Below are 24,030 nucleotides of genomic sequence, written 5' to 3'. Positions count from 1 at the left end.
CAGGACGTGCTTGCTGACAACAGGGGCATTTGCAGTAAGCGAGCTGCCGGCCGCCGATCGACCGGGCCTTGCAATTTTTCGTTTTTTGCTGCGCCCAACTCCAAAGTTCGGTTATGAATCGGGACTGGCCGGACGGCCTGCCCACGTTGCAATTGTTACAAAGGAACACGCATATGGCGACTGGAACCGTGAAGTGGTTCAACAGCAGTAAGGGATTTGGATTTATTCAGCCTGACAATGGCGGTCAGGATGTTTTCGTTCACATTTCCGCCGTTGAACGAGCGGGGGCTCTCGACCCTCGCCGATGGCCAGAAGATCAACTATGAAGTCGAACAGGACCGCCGCACTGGCAAGTCCTCTGCCGGCAGCCTCAGCAAAGCTGGCTGAATTTCTCCAGCGTCCTGGCATCAGCCGATGGACACGGGGCATCCAGGCTGGAAAACCAAAGCTGTTTGAAAGGGAAGGCGGGGCTGGACCCCGCCTTTTCACATTCCGGGCAGATGCAGATTGTGCCGATGGCAGCGTGCGCGCTCCAGAAAAACCTCGATTTCTGAAATCAAGCTGCGACCTTCTTGCGGGTCGGCTTCGCCGGCGCCGGCGTTTCCGGCTCTTTCGGTTTGCGGCCGAGCCCCATCGTCTTGGCCAACGCCGAACGCGTTGCGGCGTAATTCGGCGCGACCATGGGATAATCCGCCGACAGGCCCCATTTGGCGCGATAGTCGTCCGGCGTCAGTCCATAATGGGTCGACAGATGGCGCTTCAGCGATTTGAATTTCTTCCCGTCCTCAAGGCAGATGATGTAGTCCGGTGTCACCGACTTCCTGATCGATACCGCAGGCTTGAGAGCCTCCGCGTCTTCTGCGGAAACGCTGGTGCCGGCAGTGCCTTTGAGTGCCGCGTGGACCTGGCCGATCAGGGCAGGGAGATCACCCACCGGGACCGGATTGTTGGAGACATAGGCTGAGACGACATCGGCGGTGAGCTCGATGAGGACGTCCATGTTGTTGTCGGCTTCTTCCGTCATGAAACACTCCGGATGCTTGAAAGACAGTCGGCGAAGTGTCGCTACATAGTGGCGGTTGCCCCGGAAAGCAATAAAGCCCAGCCAAGACTGTCGCGATGCTCGTCCTGCACCGTGGTTAGGAGCGAAGCTTCCCGCCCATATCACGTTGATGGCTAACCTGATCGGCACTGCGGTTGTCGGCGAAAGCACCGCCATAGTGCGGGATCGCCTATCATCCAACTTGATCGTTGCGGTGGAGCTGAATGAATGCGCCTGGCAAGGGTGCAGCGGGGCTGGAACTGCACCGATGGTCCGTGGGCATGCCTTTCGGCGCCTATCCCGAGACGTAGCCGTTTGCTCTTCGCATCTGCACAAAAATATGCCAAAGGCGACACTCGCTATGGATAACGCTAGGGAAGGAGGCTTCGCTTGAGCATATCTGCTGAGACCAAGTCGATCACGCCGCCGGACATTCGCTTGCGGAAAGGCCAGGCTCCGCTCGTCTGCCTGACAGCTTATACGACCCCGGTCGCCCGGTTCATCGACGCGCACTGCGATGTTGTGCTGGTGGGCGACAGCGTCGGCATGGTGCTCCACGGCCTGCCTTCGACTCTCGGCGTGACGGTCGACATGCTGATCCTGCACGGCAAGGCGGTGCGGCGTGGCCTCAAGCGTGCGCTCATGGTCGTCGACATGCCGTTCGGCTCCTATGAGGAAGGCCCCGAGCAGGCCTTCCGAAACGCAGCCCGCGTGATGGCCGAGACCGGTTGTGGCGCCGTCAAGATCGAGGGTGGCGAGGCAATGGCGGAGACGATCCATTTCCTCGCCGCGCGCGGCGTACCGGTCATGGCCCATGTCGGCCTGACCCCGCAGGCGGTCAATACTTTCGGCGGCTATCGAGTGCAGGGCAGGGGCGAGGACGGTGAGCGCATCCGGCGCGATGCCCAGGCAGTGGCGCAGGCCGGTGCTTTTTCGGTCGTTCTGGAAAAGGTGCCTGAGCCGCTCGCCCGGCGGATCACCGAGGAGGTGGCCGTCCCGACGATCGGAATCGGCGCCTCGCCGGCGTGCGACGGGCAGATCCTGGTGGTCGACGACATGCTTGGCCTGTTCGGCGACTTCCGCCCGAAATTCGTCAAGCGTTACGCAGAACTCGGGCAAATTGCCGAAGCGGCGATTGCGGCCTATGCGCAGGATGTACGCGAGCGCCATTTTCCAGCGGCCGAGCATGTCTTCGGCGATGCGCCAAAAACCGTCAAAGGAGGAGAGGCAGCGTGAGCATACCGATCGTCCGGACTGTCGCGGAATTGCGCAGCATTGTTTCAGCCTGGCGTCGCGAAGGCCTCAAGGTTGCCGTCGTGCCGACGATGGGCGCGCTGCATGAAGGCCATCTCAGCCTGGTGCGGGCGGCGCTAGAGCGCGTGGATCGGGTGATCGTGACACTCTTCATCAACCCGAGACAGTTCAACAATACGGCTGACCTTGCCGCCTATCCACGAACGGAGCACGAGGACGCTGCCAAGCTCGCGCCGCTGGGTGCCCATATGCTCTACGCACCCGATGCCTCTGAAATATATCCGGAAGGTTTCGCCACCACGGTCTCGGTGAGCGGGGTGAGCGATGGATTGTGCGGTGCGTACCGTCCCGGCCATTTCGACGGCGTGGCAACTGTCGTAGCCAAGCTCTTTCTGCAGACGGGCGCCGATCTGGCCTTCTTCGGAGAGAAAGACTTCCAGCAGTTGCACGTCGTGCGCCGGCTGACGCGCGATCTTGATATTCCGATCGAGATCGTCGCTTGCCCGACGGTGCGCGAAGCCGACGGTCTGGCAATGTCGTCGCGCAACCTTCGCCTCTCGTCAGTACTGCGACAAGCGGCGCCGAGCCTCGCGGAAATCCTGTTCGCGTCCGCCGAGCGGCTGGCGATAGGCGCAAAAGCCGACGACGTACTCGCCGAGGCGCACAAGGCGATCCTGGCGGCCGGCTACAAAGAAGTCGAGTATCTTGAATTGCGGGCCGACGATGACCTCGCGCCGCTCGACGCCGCGGACAGATCGGCACGCATCCTCGTGGCGGCATGGCTGGGTGATGTCCGGCTAATTGACAATGTGTGCGTCCGGCCAAAGCAACACATTTCCAAAAGGTTTGCTTCAGCTGCAGCAGCTTAAGTCTCCGACTCTCCCTCCGTGGGAAAGCTTTTCTACGCCCGATGGCGCGGATGTTTCCGGCAGTGGCGTACACAGTTTTCCGGACCCCCATTCGAAGCGGTCCGCGGGTTCATGTTCCCCTCACGGTGCTATTTCGCCGAGTTCACACGCTACGTCACCAGCAATGCCGGATTCATTCCGAATTGGTCGAGCGACCTCGCGCTTGCGAGCGGTTTCGGCCATTCAACGGGGCACCCGGATGATCGCCAAGCGTTTCGCCAAAAGCAGCAGAAGGTTCGCAAGCGCGCCTCCACAACAACCATAAGAGCTATCTTGAGATCTTCGAGGCGGCGGTTCTCGATCCGGCGGATATTTGGCAGGTGATTGAGGCCGAACCGTCACTCGAGCGGAAGCCCGATCTCAGAACCTGAAGTCGAGTTTCCTCGGGTAGACAAGGTCATGGTTGCGCATGTTCCAACCAGTTTTCAAATGCCAGTCCAGGCACGCGGCAAAACTCGCGCTCATTGTCTGTGACCAGCGTGGCGCCGATCGCCAACGCTTGCGCGGCAATCCATGTATCGTTGGCCCCAATCGGCGTTCCTTGAAGCTCCAGAAATGCTCGAATCTTTGCATAATGCCGCGTTGTGTCGTGCTCGACCCCGACTAACGGGAGCCGTTGAGCCAGAGCGGCCAGGCGAACGCGGTTGCGGTCGCCATAAGCGCTTTTCTCCGCCCCGAATTGCAATTCGCCGAGCACGATAGCGGATAGCCGCATGGCGCTCAGTTGTTCGGATTCCAGCCGTCTTCGTACCTCGGGTCGGCCTTTCAGGGCAGCGATTAGAATATTCGTGTCAAGAAGGTAGAGCGACGACACGATCTAATCGTCCAACCCGATTACATCTTCAGCCGGCTCATCCTCTGGCGCGATCAGATCAATTTCATCGGCATCGGCCCAGAAATCACGAAAGGCGTCGGCTGCCACGCGGGGATGATCGGGAACAAGGCGCGCGATCACCTTGCCATGCCTGGTGACGGCAATTTCTTCGCCAGCTTCGACTTCCGCCAGCAAAGCCGAGAAGCGCGATTTCGCCTCCACTACGGTGATGTTTTTTTTCATTGGCGTCTCCAAAATGACCATGTGGCCAGAATATATGTGGAAGAGCACGTTCCGTCAAACGAGCCCTGCGTGAATTGCCCATGGACGTCACCTCACAGCCCATATCATAACTGCATTCTGACTCTTAAGTCTGCAACCGCCCCACCATTGTTTTCAGCTACTTAGCGGGTCAGCGTGACTCATAAGTTGAGCCCAATTTCGACCCATAAGCGTGCAAAAACAGGAAATTCGACTCGTAAGTCCGACACCGTTCACTCCGACTTCCGATGCCACCTCTGTGGCTATGCCAGATCACGATGACGGCAGGGCAATGCAGCCACGAGGACATCTCACGCGTCCTGCGACCGCCCGGTCTCAAGAACGAGTTCCACGTCTTCCACATAAGCGCCTGGAAGCGCTTTCCTGAACATCAGGCAGGCATCCACCCCGAAGCGTGGCTCGCCCGGCCTATGAATTTCGTAAGCCCACGCTCGAAGCAGTTCTCTGACAAGGTTCGGGTACCCATCCTGGGCGCGCACCCAATCGATTGGAAAGAACGGGTGCATCGCGTCGAGGGCCTCGTCGCCGGGAATCACGAGCCTGACGAGCCGGGATTCGCCGCGAGACCTGAGGACGTTCACGAGTTCCGGATGACCGCCGAACTGCAGCAGGCGCCGATCGAACTCCGAGCCTTCGAAGAGGTAGTCGTATCCTCTGAGCATCTCGGCGCGCAAGATGGCGGCGTGGACCTGGTTCTCGCGATGCCGGAGTTGGCCCTTGTGCATGGCTGCTGTCACGACCGCCTCCGTGAGGGTATCCCGAAGGTCCGGGAACGTTGATCGCAGCCACCCGATGCGATCGCCAATGGACAAGGGACGCAGCCCGTCCCGCTTCAACAGCCGGGCCTCCTCGTCGGTCAGCCTCGTCCCGTGGTATACTTGGAGCGAGTTCGCCCTGATCCAGTCGAGGACGTCGTCGACGACCTGGCTCAGGGATGCGTCGTCGATCAAGGCGTCGAGCGCCTCCTCGTAATACGTCACGCTGGCGGATGGTAGGGACAGCCGGGCGCTCTCGGGAACCGAACAGCGCAGCGCCTCGCCGAGCTGCGCCATCCAGTCGTTGCTGTCAAAGTCGATGTTCAAGATCGGCCGTCCCGCTATCACTGAGCGAAGCTTCATCCGCATTCTCGCTGGTTTCGAGCGCGGCCAACGCCCGCCCAACCAGGCATCGCAGCTCCTCTGCCATCAATCCGTGCGGGTCTTTCAGGAGCGCGACAACGTCATCCTTGCCAAATTTCGACAAGACGACGGCGGACCTAACTCTGCGCACGATGGTCTGCGACAGATGGCGAGATCGCACCGACACTTCAACGACCGCCGTCTGTTCGTCGCTCGGAGGGACAAACGGGACCACGAACTCTTCCTCGGTGCCGTGCTGAAACTGTTTGCACAAGAAGCGCTTCGACCGTTCCGAGGCCTCGTCGGACACCTCGATAAAAAGATGGTCATGCGCGTGCCGAGCCGCCAACTGTTCCGCGAGATTCGGTATTGCGATATCGAGGGGTTTAGGCGGCGAGGGCAGCTCAATACCAAAATCGGTCAGAGCATGAAACGCCTCTGGATCGATGAATTGTGCACGCGAACGGATGTTCAGCTCGACAACTACAGCCTCGTCGGGCTTCGTACCAACGTTTTCAACGCGCAATGCGACCGTGCTGACCTGCGAAAGCTTCTGCAGGAGGTGCATAAGATCGTCAACGCCCAGTGCTTCGATTTCCCGCTCGAACGTCTCCAGCTCTTCAGCGTATCCATCAATTTGCCTACCAGTCACGCGCCCAAAGCCGCCGATTTCGAAGTCCAGGCCAAACGGCTGTCTGACGACCTGGTGCCGTTGCGCGACCTCGCGAGGTGTCGGGAGGTCGTGGCACGCCAGCAAGTTCCGTTTTAGGGCTTCAAAAAAGCCAACAGCGTCAAAGGCATCGTCGAAACCATCGAATATCCTCTGCTCCGAGGTCTCATCAATCCGGGAGATGACTGTGGAAGGATGAGCGCCAAGCCTGGCCTGCAGCTCTCTATTTTCGGCTCTCAGCCGCGCCAGTTCCGGAGTGTCGGGTTCCGCCCGGTCCTGTTCCCATGCATCGGGACGAATGCCCTGCATGCCATGCTGGCGGGCAACTCTCAGTGGGCGCGCATCGTTTGCCACAAGCGACATACTGACCCGGCGAGCCGTTGCCGCGAGCATCAGCTGTGCAACGATCCTCGAGTCATCTTCCGTTAGGTCGAAGGCTTCGCCGTCGAGTTCTGAATCCCTCGGACGGTCAAGGAACACGAATTCGACCTCAGTCGCCCCCGTCCGGGAACGATGGACGTAGCCGTCGTCAGCTTCGGCGGATCGCAGGATTTGCTGGTAGTGCCTTGTCCGCTTGCGCATGTAGCCTGAGGAAGTGTCTTTGTGGTTGTCCAGCTCCTTCTGAACCTGTGCGCACACATAAACAGTTACGGCCGAGACGCCGGGGAAAAGCTTCTCCCACTTCAGGTCCTCGACGTTCCCGAAATGGAGAAAGATGTTCGTATCCGTGCCGACATGTACGTGCCCCATTAAACCGCCCATTTCCGTTATAGCAACGGTGGATGGTATCCAAGAAACGAGCTAACACCAAGACGGGCAGGCGATATCCGACGGCTGCGGTAAGAGCGTCCGCTTCTCTCTCTCTCTCTCTCTCTCTCTCTCTCGATCTGCCAACGTAGCAGGTTCAAAGTCGCCGCAGCGTCGGCATCGATACGAATCCTTGAAAGGCCCAGCGCCTTGGGAGACGTCCCGGCCACTCGAAGGCGCCCGTCGAGGATCGCGCTGATGAGCCCCGCGAGGGGAACATCGCGCTCGCGGGCGGCAACCGGCAGCGGCAACGACCGCGTGCTCGCCGCCTCGCCACCGTCTAAACGTTTCAGGAGCCTCCGCACGAGGCGGGCCGGCTCGTCGGGCGAGAAGAAGCTGTATGCCGCCCCGGTCGCCTGGACGAATGTGTCGACGTGCTGGCAGCGTCTCAAAGGGCCGAGTTCGCGGAACTCGACATCGAGCAGGGAGGCCAGCTCGGTCTCGCCAATACTCTCGCGCACGTGCCGGACGAGCCATGCCATGGTCTCCGGATCGACGAGAGGCATTTCGACGTGCCTGCCCCAGGCTCTCACGCCAGGCTCTGTGAAGTCGCCAGCCTTCCTTTCCAGCTTCATGTTGACCAGCCTCGGAAGCGGGAAGTGTCGCATCTCTAACTGGGGCAACTGTCGTCGCATTACTAAATGGCGGCTACATCAGATGTCAAAGCGATTTAGAGACGCGACATCGCCAGCAAGTTAGAAATGCGACAGTGACGCGCGTCTTGGCGCCGACGAGAGCGCCCGATCGGGCGTCAGCTGGTCGGGGTTGCAGAGCCCGATCGGGTGCGATCCAGTTGATCTCCTCGGCTTTAGCTTTGAGTGCCCGGGCTCTCGAAAAAAACGCTGCATGGCGCGTTCTTTCCGCGTAACTATAACGCATGACGCAAGAGGCGACCGCATCGACTACCCCCCGCAATATGCCAGCCGCATTCGGTGGCGGTGCAATCGTAGGCGCGCTCGGCGGGCTGATTGGTCTCGGCGGCGCTGAGTTTCGTCTGCCGTTATTGATTGGCATGTTCAACTTCGCTGCACTGGAAGCAGTGATCCTGAACAAGGCGATGAGCCTGGTCGTGGTGGCCACAGCTTTGCCATTCAGGGCGCAGACAGTGCCCTTTGCCGACGTGGCGGCCCATTGGCCGGTCATCCTCAATCTGCTTGCTGGTAGCCTCTTGGGTGCCTGGTTTGGAGCAGGGTGGGCGACACGCCTCAAATCGGAAACGCTTTACAAGGTGATAGCCCTGCTCCTGGTCGTCATCGCGGTCGTGCTGTTGTTCGGTCACGCTGCCACGGCAAGTCAGGCGCTGGTCACCGGCACAGCACAGCTCGTAGCAGGGGTCATTGCTGGGTTCATCATCGGCATCGTCGCCTCGCTCCTCGGGGTCGCCGGCGGAGAGCTGCTGATCCCGACGCTGGTTCTGCTGTTCGGCGCCGATATCAAGCTGGCAGGCAGCCTGTCGCTCGCCGTGAGTCTGCCGACGATGCTCGTTGGGTTCACCCGCTACAGCCGAGATCAGAGCTTCTCGGTCATCGGCCGCAACAAGAAGTTCCTTCTGGTCATGGCCGCCGGATCAATCGTAGGGACATTCAGCGGTGGCCAGTTGCTCGGGCTGGTGCCGAGTTACGCGCTGCTTCCGGCGCTCGCGCTGATCCTAGTGATCTCGGCCGTAAAGGTCTGGCAGCACAAGTAGTCACTCGGCTGCCTCCAGTCGCTCGGCCGCGTCCATCCGAGCCATCGCCTGCTCCCGCCGGGCAATGACGGCCGGATCGTTCATGAAATCCGTCCGTCGTCCGGGCTTGCGGCCACGCTTCTGGTAGCCATTGCTCTGGCTGCCATCGGGAATGCCGAACAAGTGGTTCGCCTGGCCTGTGCGCCGCGGGCCGTGTTGGCTGCGTGTCAGCTCACGGCCGGCCTGCATCTCGGCGACCATCGCCAGTGCTTCGTCTAGGCGCTTGTTCTCCACAACCTCGGACCTGTGAACCGAGCGCAGCTTGTCAAAAGTTCTATAGGGTAGGGACGTGCTGCCTTCCATGATCTCGAGGCGGCCATCGGGATAGTCGCACACGACGACCTTCTTACCGGCCAGGCGCTTAGCGAAGACGCTCGGATCGAGAATGAACAGCACCTTGTCGTAGCGCAGTGTCAAAGCCTGGGACAGCGTGCGGAATTCCTTGCGACACATCGCGCCATCGAGGTTCTCATGCTCGGCGAGGAGGCGGTGCATATCCTTCGGATTGCGTGGTTCCTTACCAAAACGGGAGTTGAAATCGGCGGCGAATTCGGCCGCATAGGCATTCGCAGCTTCAATTGTGCTGATGCCGCGCAGGCGCAACTCCTTCACGAGCCTGTCCTGCAATGTCTGATTGGCGCGTTCGACTCGGCCTTTGGCCTGCGGAGTGTTGGCGCAGATGATGTCGATGTTGAGCTCATAGAGCGCGCGACCGAACTGCGTCAGGCCAGTCGTTCGATCCTTCTCCGAGCCATGCGTCGTGCGAAACACGCCATGCTTGTCGCTGTAGAAGGAGATCGGCTTGCCCCATTCCTGCAAATACGCCTTGGTGGCGATCAGGTAGTCGAACGTGTTCTCGGAACCGGCAAAGCGCAGATGCAGCAGCTTGCCCGTCGCGTCGTCGATGTAAACGAGCAGGGCGCATTTGGGGCCGCGGTTCTCGAACCACCAATGATGCGAGCCGTCGATCTGAACCAACTCGCCGAGGCAGTCGCGCCGACCCCGTGGCTGGTGAAGGTGCTTCTTGCGCTCCCGGCGCGATGTCCAAATGCCAGCTTCCGTCATCCACTTGCGTAGCGTCTCGGTGCTGACGGCGATCTGGTGCCACTCAAGCAGTTTCTCGCTGGCAAGCGTCGGGCCGAAGTCCCGGTAGCGATCGCGCACGAGATCCAGTGTGGTGTTGCGAAAGTCCTCATCATGGCGCCGATTGCTCGGCCGGCCGCGCTTCTTCGACGCCAGCCCGCCGGCGCCGTCCTGGTCATAGGCCTGCAACAGCCGGTGAACCTGACTGCGGCTGAGATGAAGAAGCTCCGCCGCCTGGACGACGCTCAGCCGTCGGTCGCGGATCTTCTGGATGGCTTCGAGACGATGCAGCTCTTTTTGCGACAAGGTGACCAAAGGCATGACGGCTCCCGCAATAAGCCCGCTCTCACGCCAGGCTCTGTGAAGTCACCAGCCTTCCTTTCCAGCTTCATGTTGACCAGCCTCGGAAGCGGGAAGTGTCGCATCTCTAACTGGGGCAACTGTTGTCGGTGCGACGAGTTTCGTGAATCGGCGCGCAGCGGAAACTGAGTCCGCGCAAAGGCTTGACGACATAGGTATTGTCCCATGTTTGTGAACTGACCCCAAAATGTGCGATGTTTGCGTACTGAGTCGTTTGAAGGTGGAGGCCGATGCGGCGGCGCATTCCCCTCAGCCGGCGATCGCATGTGACCGGCTTCCAGACCCTCGCGACGGGGGTGGCGGAGCACGAAAGCGCGCTCGAACGAGACTTCGTGACGCTCGTGAACTGGACGGATGCGGGCGCGTTGGTGACCGAGCAGCCGGTCACGATCCGGTTCCGGCAGGTGCAGCGGTCGCGGCGATACACGCCTGACTTCCGCGTCGACTGGAGCGCCGGGGGCTCCGATATCGTCGAGATCAAATATCGCGCCGACCTCAGATCGGACTGGCACCGGCTGGGGCCGGCGTTCGCCGCCGCCCGGGCCTGGGCCGGCGAGCATGGCATGGCGCCCGCTTCAGGATCGCCACGGAGCGCGGCATCCGCGGTCCGCGCCTCGATGCGGCGAAGAGGTTGCTGCCGCTCAGGAACGTGCCGATCGACACGGCGCTGGCGGAGTTGGCCGTGGCGCGGGCGCGCGCCGATGCCATCGACTTCATCGGGCTGGTCGACGCCTTGCCAACGACGCGCGAAGCCGGACTGGCCGTGATCTGGCGCCTGATCGCGCGGGGCGCCCTTGTCGTCGACCTGTCGGCGCCAATCGTGCCGAGTACGCGCGTGGGTGCGGCGTGAGCGTGCCCGACATCGCGACCGTCAGCCCCGCCGCTTGGGATGAAGCCCGCCGCTTCCTGCCGATCATCCGGCGCCTGGCGGACGATCCGACCCGAACCCGAGCGGACGTGGAAGCTGGCGCGGCGGAACTGGGCTGCGGGCCGACCCACGTCTATGCCCTGATCCGCCGCTACATCGCCGATCCGCGACTGACGAGCCTGTTGCCGCGTAAGCGAGGGCCAAGCGCCGGCTTCTCCCGACTCGAAAACGAGGTGGACGCGCTGGTCGACGAGGCGATCGACGGCGTCTATCTCACGCGCCAGTCGACCTGCTTGCGTGCCAGAAGTGCGGCCGAGGGTTGGCCTGCTTGCAGGGGCAACGGGCGAATGATCGGTCGGTCGATCTGCAATCGCTGCTTGTTGCGGGGAAGAAGACCGGCGTCGTGCTCCTGCCAAGCGTGGGCGAGGTCGAGTGGGCCACGATGATGGCGGTTGCAGACATGCTGCTCGGCATGATCTGGACCGGTGTCGCCACCCGGCACCGCGAGCAGCTGTTCAACCGGATCGCCCGCGAACTTGATCTGGGCTGGGAAGATCGGCTCTCGTTCTCGCTTGGCTCGAACTATGGAAGCTTGCTGATGCTCGACTGGCTGGTGGCGGACCTGCCGCATCGCCTGCCTGCGGCGATCGGCATCCTGAAATCTGTCCGCTTCGAAGGTCTCCTGAGCCGCCACAACGACATCGACGACGATATAGCCGCACACCTGCGCACGATCCTGGCGGCGGCAGTAGCCACGCCAGCGGTCGGACGAGGTGCGTGGCATCCCTGGATCGAAAGCTTGCCTGATAGCGCCTCCGAACTGCGGGAGCGAGCCGCCCGCGAACGCTACAAGCACCGGCGCCAGCGGCTGACGGCCTTTGCCGCACTCAAGGCGGGGGCGACCGTCGGGGAGGCGGCAGCGATAGCCCGTGTCCAGCCGATGAGCGTTTATCGTTGGCTCGACCGCGGGATCGAACATGGGCTCGAAGCGGCGCTCGAACGACCGACCGGGAGGCCCGCTCTGACGTCGGCTCAATCCGAAGCGCTCGCGCAATGGATCTGCGCCGACCGCGCACACCAGAACCGTCATGCCATCGTTGCTCGCGCAAAGGCGCTGTTCGGGATAGAGCTGAGCCTCGACATCGCATCGAACCTGCTGAAGAAGCACCGCCGCAGGAGGCCAGGCAGCGGCCGCCGCCGGCGTCTGTGGGGGCCGATGAAGCCAAGGGGACCGCGCGCCAAGCTTACTCATGACCTGGCTCCCGGTTCGTGAATCGAGTCCGCGAAACTTCGCCCCGGTACACGAAACTCTGCGCCGGTTCGCGAAACTCGTCGCACCGACAACTGTCGCATTACTAAATAGCTGCTACATCAGAAAGTCGCATAATATCTGTTATGGAACTCAAATTATACAACGATAACAATGGTTTAGGATCGCCTACTATCCATTATGTTAAGCCAACATGCCGGCGAACCGTCGCGAATTCCCCCTTTAGAGATCAGTGCGCAACACTCTTCGAGAAAACGTTGATCACTACCACGCCGGTGATGATGAGTAGAGTCCCACCGACAGCCGAGAGATCAAGCGGCGCCCGATAAACGAGGACGCTCACCAATGCCGCTAGGACCATCCCGACCCATCCCGACGCCGCACCAGATCGCGTAGGTCGCGCCAAGGGGAATCTCCTTGAGGGCATGGGAGAGGAAGAACAGCGCGACGATTAAGCTCGAAATGGCAGCTGCGGTTGGCCCCGCCTTCGTGAACTGTTGCATGCGCGGCAAGAGCGATGAACCGACAACTTCCGAGACAATGCCTAGCACCAGAGCCCGTAGGCCGTGACCATAGAGTTCATCAGGTCCATGTCCTCAGGGACGCTTCAGCGATTTGAATTTCTTCCCGTCCTCAAGGCAGATAATGTAGTCCGGTGTCACCGACTTCCTGATCGATACCGCAGGCTTGAGAGCCTCCGCTTCTTCTGCTGAAACGCTGGCGCCGACGTGCCTTTGAGTGCTGCGTGGACTTGGCCGATCAGGGCAGTGGCGGGCGGCGAGCTCGATGAGGACGTCGATGTTGTTGTCGGCTTCTACCGTCATGAAACTCTCCGGATGCTTGAAAGACAGTCGGCGAAGTGGTTGCCGTTGAAAGCAACAAATGTCTCGGCAGGATTATTGCGATACTCGTTCGCTGGCGTGGCTTCGGTCAGTCCCACCTAGCCGTATCCGAGGAACAAACCTGATCTTCGTTGCCGAGTATCTCGGAGACGGCCGAGTGGGACAATCGACACATAAAGGATTTGCAGTTGAAATTTACTTTTTCCGAATTGTTCAGTGCTAGGGGACCGACCAACACGCAGCTGACTACTCTACCGCGGGGGAGTGAAAGAGTGATGCAGCGTCTGTTTACCGCAAGGCTCGGTGACCTTCTGGCGGGAGATCTGCGGGCTTTTGGCGGGCCCTCGACGATAGAGCCACTTGCCGGCCGCATCAGGGCCGAGCAGGTCAGTATCGTGCTTCGCAACACGCTTCTTGGCATGGTTGCGAACATACTCAATGCGGCCACTTTCGTTATGGCGGTTTGGGGCTCGCCCGACCAAACGAAAGCCATCCTCTGGGCGAGTGTCATCATCATCGCGGCTGGTTTCGTAGGGCTAAGATCAAGATCATCGTTTCAGACAGTCAAACCAAGGTCGGTGTCTCGCCGCACAACGCAAAACCTGGTGCGCAACGCCTTCCTGTTCGGCACTTGGTGGGGCGCACTTCCGGTTCTGTTCTTCGGCGGGGCAACAAGCGCAGCGCAGGTCGTCATTACCTGCCTGAGCGCGGGGATGATCGCAGGCGGTGCCGCTTCCTTCTACACGATCCCTATTGCGGCCATCGCGTATACGCTACCGATCTTCGTCGGTTCGGCGGTCGCGATTGTGTGGGTGGAAGACGCCGTCAATCTGCCCGTCGCAATCCTGATGGTGAGCTACGCCATCACGCTGTTTCGTGCCGTGCTTGCTCACGCGTTCGAATTTACCCAACGCTTCATTCTGCAAGCGGAAAGCGAAAATGCCATTCGCAGGGATGTTCTGACGAGTTTGCCAAACCGGTTCAGCTTCAATGAGCGGCTGGAGAACGCGTTGGTGGACGCAAAGCAGTTTGACCAGCACTTTTCGCTGCTTTTGTTCGATCTTAGCAATTTTGACGAGGTGAACGATCGCTTTGGCCGGGCAATGGCGGATGCCGTTTTGGTCGAAGTCGCCGCGCGACTTCGCAAATCGACACGGGAGAGCGATGGCATCGCCAGATTGGAGGGTGGCGAATTTGCAATAATCGCTGCGCGCGATATCAGGCCAGATCAAATCAGGTTCTTAGCCGAACAGATCATAGATGCCATGCGCGCCCCGTTCTTGATCGAGGGGCGCGAAATATATTGCAAGGCCTCTGCCGGTATCGCTTTGGCGCCCGCTGACGGGTTGGATGCCACCCATCTCCTGCGGTGCGTCGACACGGCGCTGCACAGGGCTAAGACGCTAGGGGCGGGCTCCATCCAGTTTTTCTGCGCGAGCGACGATGAAGCTGCCGCAAGGCGCCATGCCCTTGAACGCGATCTGGCGACTGCGCTCGCGAACGACCAGCTTTCGCTCGCATTTCAACCGTTTCTCGACCTCGGGAGCGATCGCATTCGAGGTTTTGAAGCGCTTCTGCGCTGGCAGCATCCGACTCTAGGCGCGATCCCTCCGTCGGAATTCATATCAATCGCTGAAGAAACCGGATTGATTCACGCCATCGGGCATTGGGCTATCAGCGCGGCTTGCCTGGCAGCGGCGCAATGGCCGCGTGACCTACGGGTCTCCGTCAATCTGTCGGCAGTCCAGCTTAAGAACAAGTCGTTGTTGGATGGAATAGCAATGGTCTTGTCGGAGACTGGTTTAGAACCAAAGCGACTTGAGGTCGAGATCACGGAATCGGTGCTAATTTCGGATTTTGAAGACGCTGTTTCATTACTACAATCGTTGAGTTTTCTGTCCGTCACAGTTGCTCTTGACGATTTTGGCACTGGCTTTTCATCCCTGACATATCTTCGTAAATTGCCTCTTTCGCGGCTCAAGATCGACCGGTCTTTTGTCCAGGATATACTCACGGATGCGGACTGCGCCGCGATTGTAAGATCATTGGTTCAGTTGGCGCATGAGCTTCGAATTGAGGTAACGGCCGAGGGGGTGGAAACTCCCGAGCAGCTCGACTACCTGCGCCGCGTCGGATGCGATGAAGCTCAAGGCTATTTGATCGGCAAACCTGTGGGGATAGACGACATTTTTGGCATTGCCGCGAAGGCGATTGGTCAGGAGCAAAACACATGAATGGCCAGACGAGGCACCTGGCAGCAATGATCCGTCTCGTACGCTGACGGCATTTTACGGCCGCTTACTGAGGTAGGCTGGAAGCCGCAAGTCCTGGTGCCTGGAACAGTCCTGTGACGAAGCATCCGATCGAGGTGATCACCACGGTCGAGAGCGGCTGGCGCAGATCTCGGGGGAAAAGGAGTAGTGGCTGATCGCAGCGACGTTGAGACACCGAGGGTGCGCCAAATCATCGAGAGGGCCGATCGGCTCGTGTGTGTGGAAGCTGGCCGAGACGCACCGGCTCGGTAGCGTCACGGCGCGCCACTTCTTTGCTGCATTGGAACGCGCTGGAGCGCTGGAGCGGCTGGTTGACAAGATGAAGCGATTGCCCGGGGGAGCACGAACAATCGGGCGAGAGCCCATGGCCTGCAATGAAGCGATCAAGCATTGCGATCGTGGAACCAATGTGCCCGGTTGACCATCCGGACCGTGGCCTTCAACGCCAGTTGGCCTTGGAACCGGCCCTCCAGGACTTGGTTGAGCGCGCAGCGGAATCCGGATGGACCGAAGAAGAGATTGCCTACGTGCTCCTCGATCTCGCCGGCGCGCGCCTCAAGGGGTAGCTACCGAGCGGGGCGTTGTTGGAGATCGGGTGTGTGTTTGGCCGAGGATCTCCAGGCACTGGAAGCGCGATCCGAACACAGGTAGTGGCCCAGGCGGTCCCAAGCTGATGCGCGTTTGGCGCCGCCGGTGGCCGCATCGAGCTTGTGGTCACTGATCACTTCACGGTAACGGACTTCGCGAGATTGCCTGGCTGATCGACGTCCGAACCCATAAGCGCGGCCAGGCAATGCCATCGATGCTCATGGCCGCGGCTTCTACAAGCCGTGGGGCGGCAACTGGGCCGTCTGGGGCGGCGGCACCTACAAGTTCAATGCCACGACCGCGTTCAACTCCAGGCTTGGGCTGACGACGACAAGAACTACGCTCTGGCTGCGAACGTTGCGCATACCATCGTTCCGGGCTTCACGATCACGACCGAAGTCGACCTGGGACCATTTCGGTCACTTCGACGATGGGACTCCGTTCGGCAACTTCACCAAGGCCGACAAGAAGGATAGCGTTGGCGGCATCGTCCGTTTCCAGCGCAACTTCTGATCGAACCCCTGCCGGTCAGAACGGAAAGGCCCGCGACGTCGTCGCGGGCCTTTTTTTTACCGAGAGCTGCCGTACCGACGCGAATGTGCCCTCCCGTAAGAAGCAACGCTCAGCCGGCTGGGAACGGGGCGAAGTGACCCGAGCCACGAAGCCTCGCGAGCAGGATGATGGCCGTTCCGCGGTGGTCACCCCTCGCCTGCTCACTTAGCGGCGACGCATCCCAGGCAGCCAATTCTGCCACCAAACGGGCTGTGTCTCCGTTGATCGAGGCGCATCTAAGCTGTCCGCTCTTCTCCATTACGATTATCGCTGTGCCGGTTTCGCCATATCCAATCCCAGCCATCCGCTGAACGCAGATATCGCCGTCGACACGTACGTCGAATAGAACCGATCCTGCGGTTTTCTCCGCAGCGTCAGCCACACGATCACCGAACGGTTGATGTAGGCCCTCGCGATTGCCGAGCGACTGCTCAAACAACGCCAATTCAACATGCTCCGCCACCATGGTAGCCAGGGTGCGCGCCGGCTGGCGTAATCCGCAATAGGCCAGGCCTAATTATCCACATCCCAGCCGCCGTCCCGCAGCCGCTGCGACCTCGCAGCTGCGCTCCTGGCCGGCGCCACCTTCGCCTGTCCGCCTCATGCCAAGCGCCTTATCATCGCTAAAGTAGCCGAAGTTAAATTTAGAGCGTTTCGGCTTGCCGGAAATTAGGGTCTCCGAGGATAGACCAGCATGGCTTTTGGGGTGCTGCAGGGAAGACTAATGCGTGGACGTGGATTGATTAGAGCGTTGCGCCAGGACGACGCTCGACAGGTGCGCGCGCGCATTGCCGAACTGGAGCTCGACCTCATGACGACCGCACCTTTGGGACGCCATCGACGTTTCGAAGCCGGACATGAACTTCGCAGGGCGAAGCTTCGCCTGGAGAAGCTCGAGGAATGCATGGGCGAACTATCGGAGAGCTCTGGACGATAGCTTCACCGCTCTTCGTCCGAGCCGGCGTCCGCGCATTGGTCCATCAACTGGCAAAGAATTCGTGCCGATTCTATGGCCACTTTTGAAGCAAGGATTTGAAAGCTCCTTGGATCCCGTAGTCAACAGCCACACCCCTCGATCGAGATGGCCGCGAACCCCGTCGCGGGCGCGAACTGGCTCCTCCCACACGCCGCACCAGATTGTTGCAGTGCACATACCACTGTCACACATCAGCCCCAATGTGCTGTCGCGGACGGGAAACCATCTTCAAGCGGAGGTTCAAGAAATGTCCAAACCCACTGACAAGTCCAACGCAACCGAAGCCACCGAATTTGCGGCATTCGATCCCGGCAAGGCTACCGATCAACTTCGCGCCGTCGCAGACAAGGGCATGGAGCAAACGAACGAGGTGCTTCAAAAATTCAAATCAGGGGCTGAAGAGACCCAGAAGGCGCTCGAGTCGAGCGCCGAAACCGCGAAGTCGGCCGGCAACGAGTTGTCGCTGAAGATGATCGCGGCATTGCGCGCGAACGCCGAAGCTGACTTCTCGCACCTTGAGGCTCTGGCCCGTGTGAAGTCGCTGTCCGAAGTTTTTGAGTTGCACAGGATCTTTCTGCGCAAGCGCCTTGAAATGGGTGTCGAGCAAGTCAAGGACATCCAGGCGCTCACCGCAAGGGCGGCGGCCGACGTATCCAAGCCGGTCAAGGACGCCTTCGCGAAGGCGCTGAAGGGCCTCGAGGCCGCCTAGTTTTCTAGATGATCCAATCAATGTGGGAGCGCTCCTCGATTTCGGGGAGCATCCCATTTTTTACCCGTCATTTTGCCGGTCAGGGTCCTGTCGTGCAAAGCGCGTTTCCGGCCGGAGCCGGCTTGATCTGGAATGGTGGTCGATCGCTGCCTGAAGGTCACTTCCATGCATCGCGCGGACTTGCCGAAGCGGCGCCCGCCTCTATCGGCAACGTCCAGAGCCGGAACTCGACGGTGCGATGGGCTCATCTGCCGGCCGGACACCGAAACAGTCGCGACGGTCATCAAGCGCCCGAGGTCCACTCGTGGCCGGATCGGGTGGCAAGGCCGCGGCCTCGTCGACCGTGACCCACGTCGACGACCTGGTCAGCACACCAGCTCTTGTCGAGCCGGCGCCGAACGGCCGTCCCAGTGCGTAGACCAGGGACAAGGTAGACCTTGTCTACGCCCTCAGAGAGTCCGAACCCTGTTTCTTCTTCGGCCAAGTGGTCAAAGGCCTTGCGATTTGGCGATTTTGCTGCGTTATCTCCAGGCGCAATGTAAACCGGCCTGGCTTTTGGCCAAGCCATTCTGCAGTTGTTATGAAGGAATAAGATAGATGGCGACTGGAACCGTGAAGTGGTTCAACAGCACCAAGGGCTTCGGCTTCATCCAGGCCGATGGCGGCGGTCAGGACGTGTTCGTCCACATTTCCGCTGTCGAGCGTGCCGGTCTTTCGACCCTCGCCGATGGTCAGAAGATCAATTATGAAATCGAGCAGGACCGGCGCACCGGCAAGTCGTCGGCCGGCAACCTCAGCAAAGCAGGCTGACTCCCCCGTGTTCCGGCGCAAGCCGGAAGCACGCAGTAGGTCGCGGACGGGACTGACAGCCGCTCAAACAAGCGCGCGCCGAACACGATTCGACCCGAAGGCGCAGTGGACTGCTAAAATCCCTTCAGGAATTCCAGTTGGAAAAGACTGCTTGCAAGAAAGGCGGCGAGAGCCCCGCCTTTTCGTGGGTTGAGTTTGGGCATCTCCCGTGGCCGTCAGGACGAGCGCGGGCGATCAATCAAGCTGTGGCGTTCTTGCGGGTCCGCTTTTCAGGCGCGGGCGCTTCCGGCTCCTTGGGTTTACGGCCGAGGCCCATGCTCTTGGCCAATGCCGAGCGGGTGGCGGCGTAGTTTGCTGCGACCATCGGATAGTCGGCGGGCAAGCCCCATTTGACACGGTATTCGTCCGGCGTCAGACCGTAATGGGTCGACAGATGCCGCTTCAGCGACTTGAACTTCTTCCCGTCATCCAGGCAGATAATGTAGTCCGGCGTGACCGATTTCCTGACGGGCACTGCTGGATTGAGAACTTCCGGCTTGTCCGGTGCGGAGCCGGCGGCCACTCCCTTCAGTGCCGCATGCACCTGGCCGATCAGGGCTGGGAGTTCGCCCACCGGAACTGGATTGTTGGAGACATAGGCAGAGACAACGTCGGCGGTGAGCTCGATCAGGGCATCGGTGTTGTTGTCGGCTTCTTCTGTCATGGAGCGCTCCTTATGGCATGATCGACAGTCGGCGAAGTATTCCGCTTTTAGTGAGGCCCGGGCGCGAACGCAACGAAAGCCTCGGCGAGATTCATGCGTAACGCATTCGCCCCGGGAGGTCGTGGCCTCCGGCGGTAGCACTTGTTCATCCGTCCGCTTCCACTCGCCCTTGGACGCGACCACCTACATTCGCCGCGGATTCGCGGTTCATTCTTCCAGAAAGAAGTATTCGTTCGGCCACAGCGGCAAAAGCTTGCCCCTTAAGTTAAATGCCCTGATCCTGCCATTCCTCCGTGGACAGGTGCGCTGGGAGAAACCTCTACGCGACCTGTACACGGAAGGAAGGCTCGGCCAATGAGCAGTGTGGCGCGCGCAGATGCGTATCCAGTTTCGTCGGCGACGTTTGCGCCGCTCGAAAACCCGACCTTTCGTTCGATCTGGCTTGCCACACAGGTTTCCAGCTTCGGATGGCTGATGCAGTCCGTGGCCATCAGCTGGCTGATGGCCACAATCTCGACTTCCGATCTGATGGTCGCGCTGGTGCAGGCTTCATCGACGCTGCCGGCGTTTATCTTATCGGTCTTCGCCGGCGCCATCGCCGACAATTTCAGCCGTCGCAGGGTCATGTTCGCAGGTCGGTGCCTGATGGTGGTGGCATCTGCCGTGCTGACTGGTCTTGTCGCGCTAGGCCTTGTCGATCCGTGGACCATACTTGGCTTCAGCTTTTTGATTGGATGCGGCGCCGCTTTCAATGATCCCGCCTGGCAGGCGTCGGTTGGCGACATCGTCGACAGGCGCGACGTTCCAGCTGCCGTCACGCTCATCTCGGTCGGCTTCAATACTGTGCGAAGCGTAGGCCCGGCGCTCGGCGGCATTGTCGTCGCCTCCTTTGGACCGGTGACGGCCTTCGCTCTCACCACGCTCAGCTATCTGTCGCCACTTTGCGCCATATGGCGCTGCAAGTGGAATGTTCGCTCTTCACCGCTGCCGCGCGAGTCGATGGCAACGGCGATCCATGACGGGGTGCGCTTCACGGCGATGTCGTCGGAAATCAAGGCGGCGACCGCGCGCGGAACCCTGTTTGGCTTGACGAGCATTTCGATACTCGCGCTGCTGCCTCTGGTCGCGCGCGATCAGCTGGGCGGGGGACCGATCGTCTACGGCATCCTGATGGCTGGCTTCGGGGCCGGCGCTTTTCTGGCCGGCATCTGCAACAGCTACTTCAGGCGGATGATGTCCCAGGAACGTCTCATAACGCTCGCGAGCATTGCCTGCGCGGCGTGTTGTCTTTCCCTTGCACTCACTCCTTCGCTGGCGGTGGCGGCCATTGCGCTGGCACTCGGCGGCGCCGGCTGGGTCATCACCTGGACCGGGCTTGGCGTGAGCGTCCAACTGGCCAGCCCAAGATGGGTCGTTGGTCGCACTCTCTCGATCTATTATGCCTTGACGTACGGAGGCATCGCGGCCGGCAGTTGGCTTTGGGGTATGGTGGCCGAGAATTATTCCAGGACACTGGCCCTGGAGGGCTCCGCTGGAGCTCTCTTGCTGGTCGCCGCCACCGGGTTCCTGTTGCCCATCCGTCAATGGAAAGAGCAAGAACAGGATCCTTTGGTATTCAAAGCGCCGGAGGTCGCCGTCGACTTGACGTCGAGAAGCGGCCCGATCGTCGTCAAGATCGAGTATTCAATACCTGAGAGAAATGTCGAGGCTTTCCTCGACCAGATGCGAGAACGGCGCCGGGTACAAAGCCGCGTCGGCGCTCGGCATTGGACCCTGCAGCGCGATCTTCAGGATCCATCGCTTTGGACAGAAACATTCCGCACGCCGACCTGGATGGACTATCTGCGCCTCAACCATCGCCTTACCGCGGCGGACAAGGACTTGGACCAGCGGCTGCTCGAATTGCACGCCGGCGAACTTCCACCGCGCACCAACATCTCGATTGAGCGGCCGACGGGACCCACCCGCAAGCGGGATCATTCGACGCCATTTTTCTCCAGGCGTTGATCTCATTCCGGGCTACGAACCGTCTCTTACGACACGCGAGGCGCTGGAGTACCCCAGCGCTGTCTGCTGTACTATCTGGCCCCGCGCCACCGACTAGGTCCGGCTGAAGGTCCCGCCGGCGGGCTTGCAGCAAACCCTTGTAGAAGAGGGTAAGATAAACTAAGTTCATCGGACTAAGATCAAATGGTGAACCACATGCAGACGGTTAACATCCACGAAGCGAAAACCCATCTCTCTCGTCTGGTCGACAAGGCGGCCAAAGGCGAGCCTTTTATCATTGCCAAATCCGGCAGGCCCCTTGTCAAGGTTGTCCCGATCGATCAGCCCGACGCCGGCGCGATACGGCGGATCGGGTTTATGGCCGGTGCATTCTCGGTTCCCGAAGACTTCGACCGCATGGGCAGCGAGGAAATCGAAAAGCTGTTCGACGGTGACGCATGAAGCTGTTGCTGGACACACATCTTCTGTTGTGGGCGGCAGGTGAACCGGATCGGCTCCCGCTGGAGGCGATAGCCGAGATTGAGAACCCAAACAACGAGCTGCTGTTCAGTGCTGCCAGCCTTTGGGAAGTCGCCATCAAACGAGGTCTCGGCCGTTCGGATTTTACCGTCGATCCGCGTCTGCTGCGGCGAGGATTGTTCGACAATGGCTATCATGAACTGCCGATCACCAGCGAGCATGCAGTCGCGGTCGATGGACTTCCGCCGATCCATAAAGATCCGTTCGATCGTATCCTGATCGCTCAGTCCATCGTGGAAGGCATCACGCTCATCACGGTCGACGATCTCGTGGCGCGCTATCCGGGCCCGGTTCGGCGTCTCTGAAAGGCTACGCCGCAAGCCGGCTCACAAATCACATGGGGTAATCGCGGGAGCCGCGTCCACGTGCCGCTTTGTAGCCCTTGCGCATAGGCGGCGGTTGTTCCCCGATATGATGAAAAACGGGCTCACGAGTCGGACCCGGGCCCAGCAGCAATCGGAGAACAACAACCATGGACCAATTTATCGGCCTTGATGTGTCATTGAAAGAGACCTCGATCTCGGTGCGGCAGAATGGCAAGCGGAGCTGGCGCGGCAAATGCCCATCTGATCCGAAGTTGCTGGCCGAAGTGATCTGCAAGCGTGCTCCCAACGCGAAGAAGATCGTCTTCGAGACCGGCCCCTTATCGGTCTGGTTCTATCATGCGCTGACGGGGGAAGGCCTGCCGGGATCTGCATCGATGCCCGTCACGCCAAAGCGGCGCTCGACATGGCGCCGAACAAGACCGATGCGAACGATGCAGACGGTCTGGCGCAGCTTGCAGAAGTTGGCTTTTACCGGGAGGTGCGGGTCAAGCAGTATGACAGCATGCTGACCCGCACACTGGTAGCCGCGCGCAGCCAGCTGATCAAGATCGTAACCGAGCTGTCCAATCAGATCCGTGGGCTGATGAAGACATTCGGGCTGGTCGTTCCCAAGGGGGCCGGCCGCGTATTCGAAGCCAATGTCCGAAACCTGATTGTCGATAACAAGGGACTGGAGCGGATTATCCTGCCTCTGCTCGAGACCTGGCGCACCGTGCGCGACCGGGCGGCGGAACTTGATCGGCAGCTTGTCGCCGCTGCGCGGGAAAGCGCGCCATGTCAGCTGCTGGTGTCGATACCGGGTGTTAGCTCGGTTGTCGCAGCCTCCTTCGCTTCAGCGATCGAGGCTCCGGAAAACTTCAGGACATCTCGTTCAGTTGGTGCGTGGCTCGGTCTCACCACCCGGCGCTACCAGTCGGGAGAAGTTGATTTTGACGGGCATATATCGCGGCGTGGCGACAACCATCTGCGGGGTCTGCTTTATCAAGCTGCCGTGGCGATCCTAACGAGAACCCTTGCTGACAGCACGCTTCGAACCTGGGGACTGAAGCTCAGGAAAAAGGTCGGCTTCAAGCGGGCCGCGGTCGCCGTGGCCCGCAAACTCGCTGTCATCATGCACACAATGCTGAAAACCGGCGAGCCTTTTGATCGGTCCGCCGGCGCGACCGCCTGAGATCGCACCGCATGGCATGGGAGACCACTCATGACTTGAAATTGAGCCACAACCAGATTGCGTCCTTTCTTCGGACACGCCGAGACGTCCCTGCCGGGACGTAGGTCGGGCCATTCCGCTATCGTGGGTTGCAGGTGCGTAACGTCCACGCAAACTGCGTTAATTACATTGGAAGGCCTCGCCTTGCGAATATCCATAATGCGGCGAACAGGATGTCGACCGCGAAGACAACCATGCCTCCCGGCAAACGATCATCAACAGCGCGAAGAAGACCAGGCCGCGCGATCGTAACATCGCCTCCTGTTCGCTGTCTGTCCAAAAAACAGCAATGGCGTCTTCGGGCTATTCAAAA

Annotated in this window: 22 protein-coding genes and 5 pseudogenes; 16 read left to right on the top strand and 11 right to left on the bottom strand. The window is 60.2% G+C overall.

Annotation, left to right across the window (positions count from 1 at the left end):
- The first annotated feature begins 173 nt into the window (after positions 1-173).
- A pseudogene (locus tag CKW40_RS36435) lies at positions 174-387 on the top strand (cold-shock protein).
- A 169-nt stretch (positions 388-556) separates the two neighbouring features.
- On the opposite strand, the gene CKW40_RS36430 reads toward CKW40_RS36435, so the two are convergent.
- Entirely contained in the window at positions 557-1,024 is a 468-nt protein-coding gene (locus tag CKW40_RS36430; RefSeq protein WP_095204523.1) for a Ros/MucR family transcriptional regulator, read from the bottom strand.
- Positions 1,025-1,432: 408 nt separating this feature from the next.
- Here CKW40_RS36430 and panB point away from each other — a divergent pair, with 408 nt between their 5' ends.
- Positions 1,433-2,278 carry a 3-methyl-2-oxobutanoate hydroxymethyltransferase gene (gene panB / locus CKW40_RS36425; protein ID WP_095204522.1) on the top strand — a complete coding sequence of 282 codons (846 nt, stop codon included), beginning with the start codon at positions 1,433-1,435 and terminating at the stop codon, positions 2,276-2,278.
- Positions 2,275-3,165, top strand: coding sequence for a pantoate--beta-alanine ligase (panC, locus tag CKW40_RS36420; protein ID WP_095204521.1), 891 nt, complete (start codon positions 2,275-2,277; stop codon positions 3,163-3,165). Before panB ends, panC begins: the two co-directional genes overlap by 4 nt.
- Positions 3,166-3,601: 436 nt before the next feature.
- On the opposite strand, the gene CKW40_RS36415 is transcribed toward panC, so the two are convergent.
- From CKW40_RS36415 to CKW40_RS36395, 5 genes are all read right to left on the bottom strand, one after another.
- Complete coding sequence (locus CKW40_RS36415; RefSeq protein ID WP_095204520.1) at positions 3,602-4,018, bottom strand: PIN domain-containing protein; 417 nt, start codon at positions 4,016-4,018, stop codon at positions 3,602-3,604.
- 3 nt (positions 4,019-4,021) lie between these two features.
- Positions 4,022-4,261 carry a type II toxin-antitoxin system Phd/YefM family antitoxin gene (locus tag CKW40_RS36410; protein WP_095204519.1) on the bottom strand — a complete coding sequence of 80 codons (240 nt, stop codon included), beginning with the start codon at positions 4,259-4,261 and terminating at the stop codon, positions 4,022-4,024.
- Positions 4,262-4,590: 329 nt separating this feature from the next.
- Positions 4,591-5,382, bottom strand: a complete 792-nt coding sequence (locus CKW40_RS36405) for a hypothetical protein (RefSeq protein ID WP_095204518.1) — start codon at positions 5,380-5,382, stop codon at positions 4,591-4,593.
- Positions 5,366-6,838, bottom strand: a complete 1,473-nt coding sequence (locus CKW40_RS36400; protein WP_179298242.1) for a PIN domain-containing protein — start codon at positions 6,836-6,838, stop codon at positions 5,366-5,368. Before CKW40_RS36400 ends, CKW40_RS36405 begins: the two co-directional genes overlap by 17 nt.
- 17 nt (positions 6,839-6,855) lie before the next feature.
- Positions 6,856-7,470 carry a hypothetical protein gene (locus CKW40_RS36395; RefSeq protein ID WP_143748443.1) on the bottom strand — a complete coding sequence of 205 codons (615 nt, stop codon included), beginning with the start codon at positions 7,468-7,470 and terminating at the stop codon, positions 6,856-6,858.
- 302 nt (positions 7,471-7,772) lie between these two features.
- Between CKW40_RS36395 and CKW40_RS36390 the strand changes: the two genes are divergently transcribed.
- Positions 7,773-8,582, top strand: a complete 810-nt coding sequence (locus CKW40_RS36390) for a sulfite exporter TauE/SafE family protein (protein WP_095204515.1) — start codon at positions 7,773-7,775, stop codon at positions 8,580-8,582.
- Here CKW40_RS36390 and CKW40_RS36385 read toward each other — a convergent pair whose 3' ends face one another.
- Complete coding sequence (locus CKW40_RS36385) at positions 8,583-10,025, bottom strand: ISNCY family transposase (RefSeq protein ID WP_095204514.1); 1,443 nt, start codon at positions 10,023-10,025, stop codon at positions 8,583-8,585.
- A 269-nt stretch (positions 10,026-10,294) separates the two neighbouring features.
- Here CKW40_RS36385 and CKW40_RS44900 point away from each other — a divergent pair.
- From CKW40_RS44900 to CKW40_RS36370, 4 genes and pseudogenes are all read left to right on the top strand, one after another.
- Positions 10,295-10,570 (top strand): annotated as a pseudogene (locus CKW40_RS44900) (Tn7 transposase TnsA N-terminal domain-containing protein); the annotation flags it as partial.
- 125 nt (positions 10,571-10,695) lie between these two features.
- On the top strand, positions 10,696-10,914 hold the full coding sequence (locus tag CKW40_RS44895) for a hypothetical protein (protein WP_244571427.1): 219 nt from the start codon (positions 10,696-10,698) through the stop codon (positions 10,912-10,914).
- Positions 10,911-11,378: a hypothetical protein gene (locus CKW40_RS36375; protein WP_244571426.1), complete on the top strand. Its 468-nt coding sequence runs from the start codon at positions 10,911-10,913 to the stop codon at positions 11,376-11,378. The genes CKW40_RS44895 and CKW40_RS36375 overlap by 4 nt, the downstream gene beginning before the upstream one ends.
- Entirely contained in the window at positions 11,336-12,205 is an 870-nt protein-coding gene (locus tag CKW40_RS36370) for a helix-turn-helix domain-containing protein (protein ID WP_244571425.1), read from the top strand. Before CKW40_RS36375 ends, CKW40_RS36370 begins: the two co-directional genes overlap by 43 nt.
- A gap of 308 nt (positions 12,206-12,513) precedes the next feature.
- Here the strand turns inward: CKW40_RS36370 and CKW40_RS44890 are convergent, their stop codons facing one another.
- Together CKW40_RS44890 and CKW40_RS36360 are read right to left on the bottom strand one after the other, a co-directional pair.
- A complete protein-coding gene (locus CKW40_RS44890; protein WP_244571424.1) occupies positions 12,514-12,705 on the bottom strand; it encodes a DMT family transporter in 192 nt (63 codons plus the stop codon).
- Positions 12,706-12,804: 99 nt separating this feature from the next.
- Positions 12,805-13,026: pseudogene (locus CKW40_RS36360) on the bottom strand (MucR family transcriptional regulator); the annotation flags it as partial.
- A gap of 293 nt (positions 13,027-13,319) precedes the next feature.
- On the opposite strand from CKW40_RS36360, the gene CKW40_RS36355 reads away from it, so the two are divergent.
- Both CKW40_RS36355 and CKW40_RS36345 read left to right on the top strand, forming a co-directional pair.
- On the top strand, positions 13,320-15,278 hold the full coding sequence (locus CKW40_RS36355; protein ID WP_095204542.1) for a putative bifunctional diguanylate cyclase/phosphodiesterase: 1,959 nt from the start codon (positions 13,320-13,322) through the stop codon (positions 15,276-15,278).
- Positions 15,279-16,112: 834 nt separating this feature from the next.
- A pseudogene (locus CKW40_RS36345) lies at positions 16,113-16,418 on the top strand (porin); the annotation flags it as partial.
- 109 nt (positions 16,419-16,527) lie between these two features.
- On the opposite strand, the gene CKW40_RS36340 reads toward CKW40_RS36345, so the two are convergent.
- On the bottom strand, positions 16,528-16,923 hold the full coding sequence (locus tag CKW40_RS36340; protein ID WP_095204512.1) for a hypothetical protein: 396 nt from the start codon (positions 16,921-16,923) through the stop codon (positions 16,528-16,530).
- 757 nt (positions 16,924-17,680) lie between these two features.
- Here CKW40_RS36340 and CKW40_RS36330 point away from each other — a divergent pair.
- Both CKW40_RS36330 and CKW40_RS36325 read left to right on the top strand, forming a co-directional pair.
- Positions 17,681-18,142 carry a phasin gene (locus CKW40_RS36330; RefSeq protein WP_095204511.1) on the top strand — a complete coding sequence of 154 codons (462 nt, stop codon included), beginning with the start codon at positions 17,681-17,683 and terminating at the stop codon, positions 18,140-18,142.
- Between the two features lie 597 nt (positions 18,143-18,739).
- Positions 18,740-18,952, top strand: coding sequence for a cold-shock protein (locus tag CKW40_RS36325; protein WP_095204510.1), 213 nt, complete (start codon positions 18,740-18,742; stop codon positions 18,950-18,952).
- Between the two features lie 238 nt (positions 18,953-19,190).
- Here the strand turns inward: CKW40_RS36325 and CKW40_RS36320 are convergent, their stop codons facing one another.
- Complete coding sequence (locus CKW40_RS36320; protein ID WP_095204509.1) at positions 19,191-19,655, bottom strand: Ros/MucR family transcriptional regulator; 465 nt, start codon at positions 19,653-19,655, stop codon at positions 19,191-19,193.
- Between the two features lie 354 nt (positions 19,656-20,009).
- Between CKW40_RS36320 and CKW40_RS36315 the strand changes: the two genes are divergently transcribed.
- The 4 genes and pseudogenes from CKW40_RS36315 (at position 20,010) to CKW40_RS36300 (ending at position 23,678) form a co-directional block, all read left to right on the top strand.
- A complete protein-coding gene (locus CKW40_RS36315; protein WP_095204508.1) occupies positions 20,010-21,662 on the top strand; it encodes an MFS transporter in 1,653 nt (550 codons plus the stop codon).
- Positions 21,663-21,857: 195 nt separating this feature from the next.
- Positions 21,858-22,103, top strand: coding sequence for a type II toxin-antitoxin system Phd/YefM family antitoxin (locus CKW40_RS36310; RefSeq protein ID WP_095204540.1), 246 nt, complete (start codon positions 21,858-21,860; stop codon positions 22,101-22,103).
- Positions 22,100-22,486 carry a type II toxin-antitoxin system VapC family toxin gene (locus CKW40_RS36305; RefSeq protein WP_095204507.1) on the top strand — a complete coding sequence of 129 codons (387 nt, stop codon included), beginning with the start codon at positions 22,100-22,102 and terminating at the stop codon, positions 22,484-22,486. The genes CKW40_RS36310 and CKW40_RS36305 overlap by 4 nt, the downstream gene beginning before the upstream one ends.
- Positions 22,487-22,653: 167 nt before the next feature.
- Positions 22,654-23,678 (top strand): annotated as a pseudogene (locus CKW40_RS36300) (IS110 family RNA-guided transposase).
- Positions 23,679-24,030: the final 352 nt, after the last annotated feature.

Source organism: Mesorhizobium carmichaelinearum, assembly GCF_900199455.1.
Taxonomy (GTDB): Bacteria; Pseudomonadota; Alphaproteobacteria; order Rhizobiales; family Rhizobiaceae; genus Mesorhizobium; species Mesorhizobium carmichaelinearum.
This window is presented reverse-complemented; position numbering and strand designations above follow the sequence as displayed.

What these genes read in the sequence shown, in the direction of transcription:
- CKW40_RS36400 (WP_179298242.1), bottom strand. Translation starts at nt 6,838, where the DNA reads ATGGGGCACGTACATGTCGGCACGGATACGAACATCTTTCTCCATTTC.
- CKW40_RS36310 (WP_095204540.1), top strand. Translation starts at nt 21,858, where the DNA reads ATGCAGACGGTTAACATCCACGAAGCGAAAACCCATCTCTCTCGTCTG.
- CKW40_RS36325 (WP_095204510.1), top strand. Translation starts at nt 18,740, where the DNA reads ATGGCGACTGGAACCGTGAAGTGGTTCAACAGCACCAAGGGCTTCGGC.
- CKW40_RS36410 (WP_095204519.1), bottom strand. Translation starts at nt 4,261, where the DNA reads ATGAAAAAAAACATCACCGTAGTGGAGGCGAAATCGCGCTTCTCGGCT.
- CKW40_RS36430 (WP_095204523.1), bottom strand. Translation starts at nt 1,024, where the DNA reads ATGACGGAAGAAGCCGACAACAACATGGACGTCCTCATCGAGCTCACC.
- CKW40_RS36305 (WP_095204507.1), top strand. Translation starts at nt 22,100, where the DNA reads ATGAAGCTGTTGCTGGACACACATCTTCTGTTGTGGGCGGCAGGTGAA.
- CKW40_RS36355 (WP_095204542.1), top strand. Translation starts at nt 13,320, where the DNA reads ATGCAGCGTCTGTTTACCGCAAGGCTCGGTGACCTTCTGGCGGGAGAT.
- CKW40_RS36390 (WP_095204515.1), top strand. Translation starts at nt 7,773, where the DNA reads ATGACGCAAGAGGCGACCGCATCGACTACCCCCCGCAATATGCCAGCC.
- CKW40_RS36330 (WP_095204511.1), top strand. Translation starts at nt 17,681, where the DNA reads ATGTCCAAACCCACTGACAAGTCCAACGCAACCGAAGCCACCGAATTT.
- CKW40_RS36385 (WP_095204514.1), bottom strand. Translation starts at nt 10,025, where the DNA reads ATGCCTTTGGTCACCTTGTCGCAAAAAGAGCTGCATCGTCTCGAAGCC.
- CKW40_RS36315 (WP_095204508.1), top strand. Translation starts at nt 20,010, where the DNA reads ATGAGCAGTGTGGCGCGCGCAGATGCGTATCCAGTTTCGTCGGCGACG.
- CKW40_RS36320 (WP_095204509.1), bottom strand. Translation starts at nt 19,655, where the DNA reads ATGACAGAAGAAGCCGACAACAACACCGATGCCCTGATCGAGCTCACC.
- CKW40_RS44890 (WP_244571424.1), bottom strand. Translation starts at nt 12,705, where the DNA reads ATGCAACAGTTCACGAAGGCGGGGCCAACCGCAGCTGCCATTTCGAGC.
- CKW40_RS36395 (WP_143748443.1), bottom strand. Translation starts at nt 7,470, where the DNA reads ATGAAGCTGGAAAGGAAGGCTGGCGACTTCACAGAGCCTGGCGTGAGA.
- CKW40_RS36340 (WP_095204512.1), bottom strand. Translation starts at nt 16,923, where the DNA reads ATGGTGGCGGAGCATGTTGAATTGGCGTTGTTTGAGCAGTCGCTCGGC.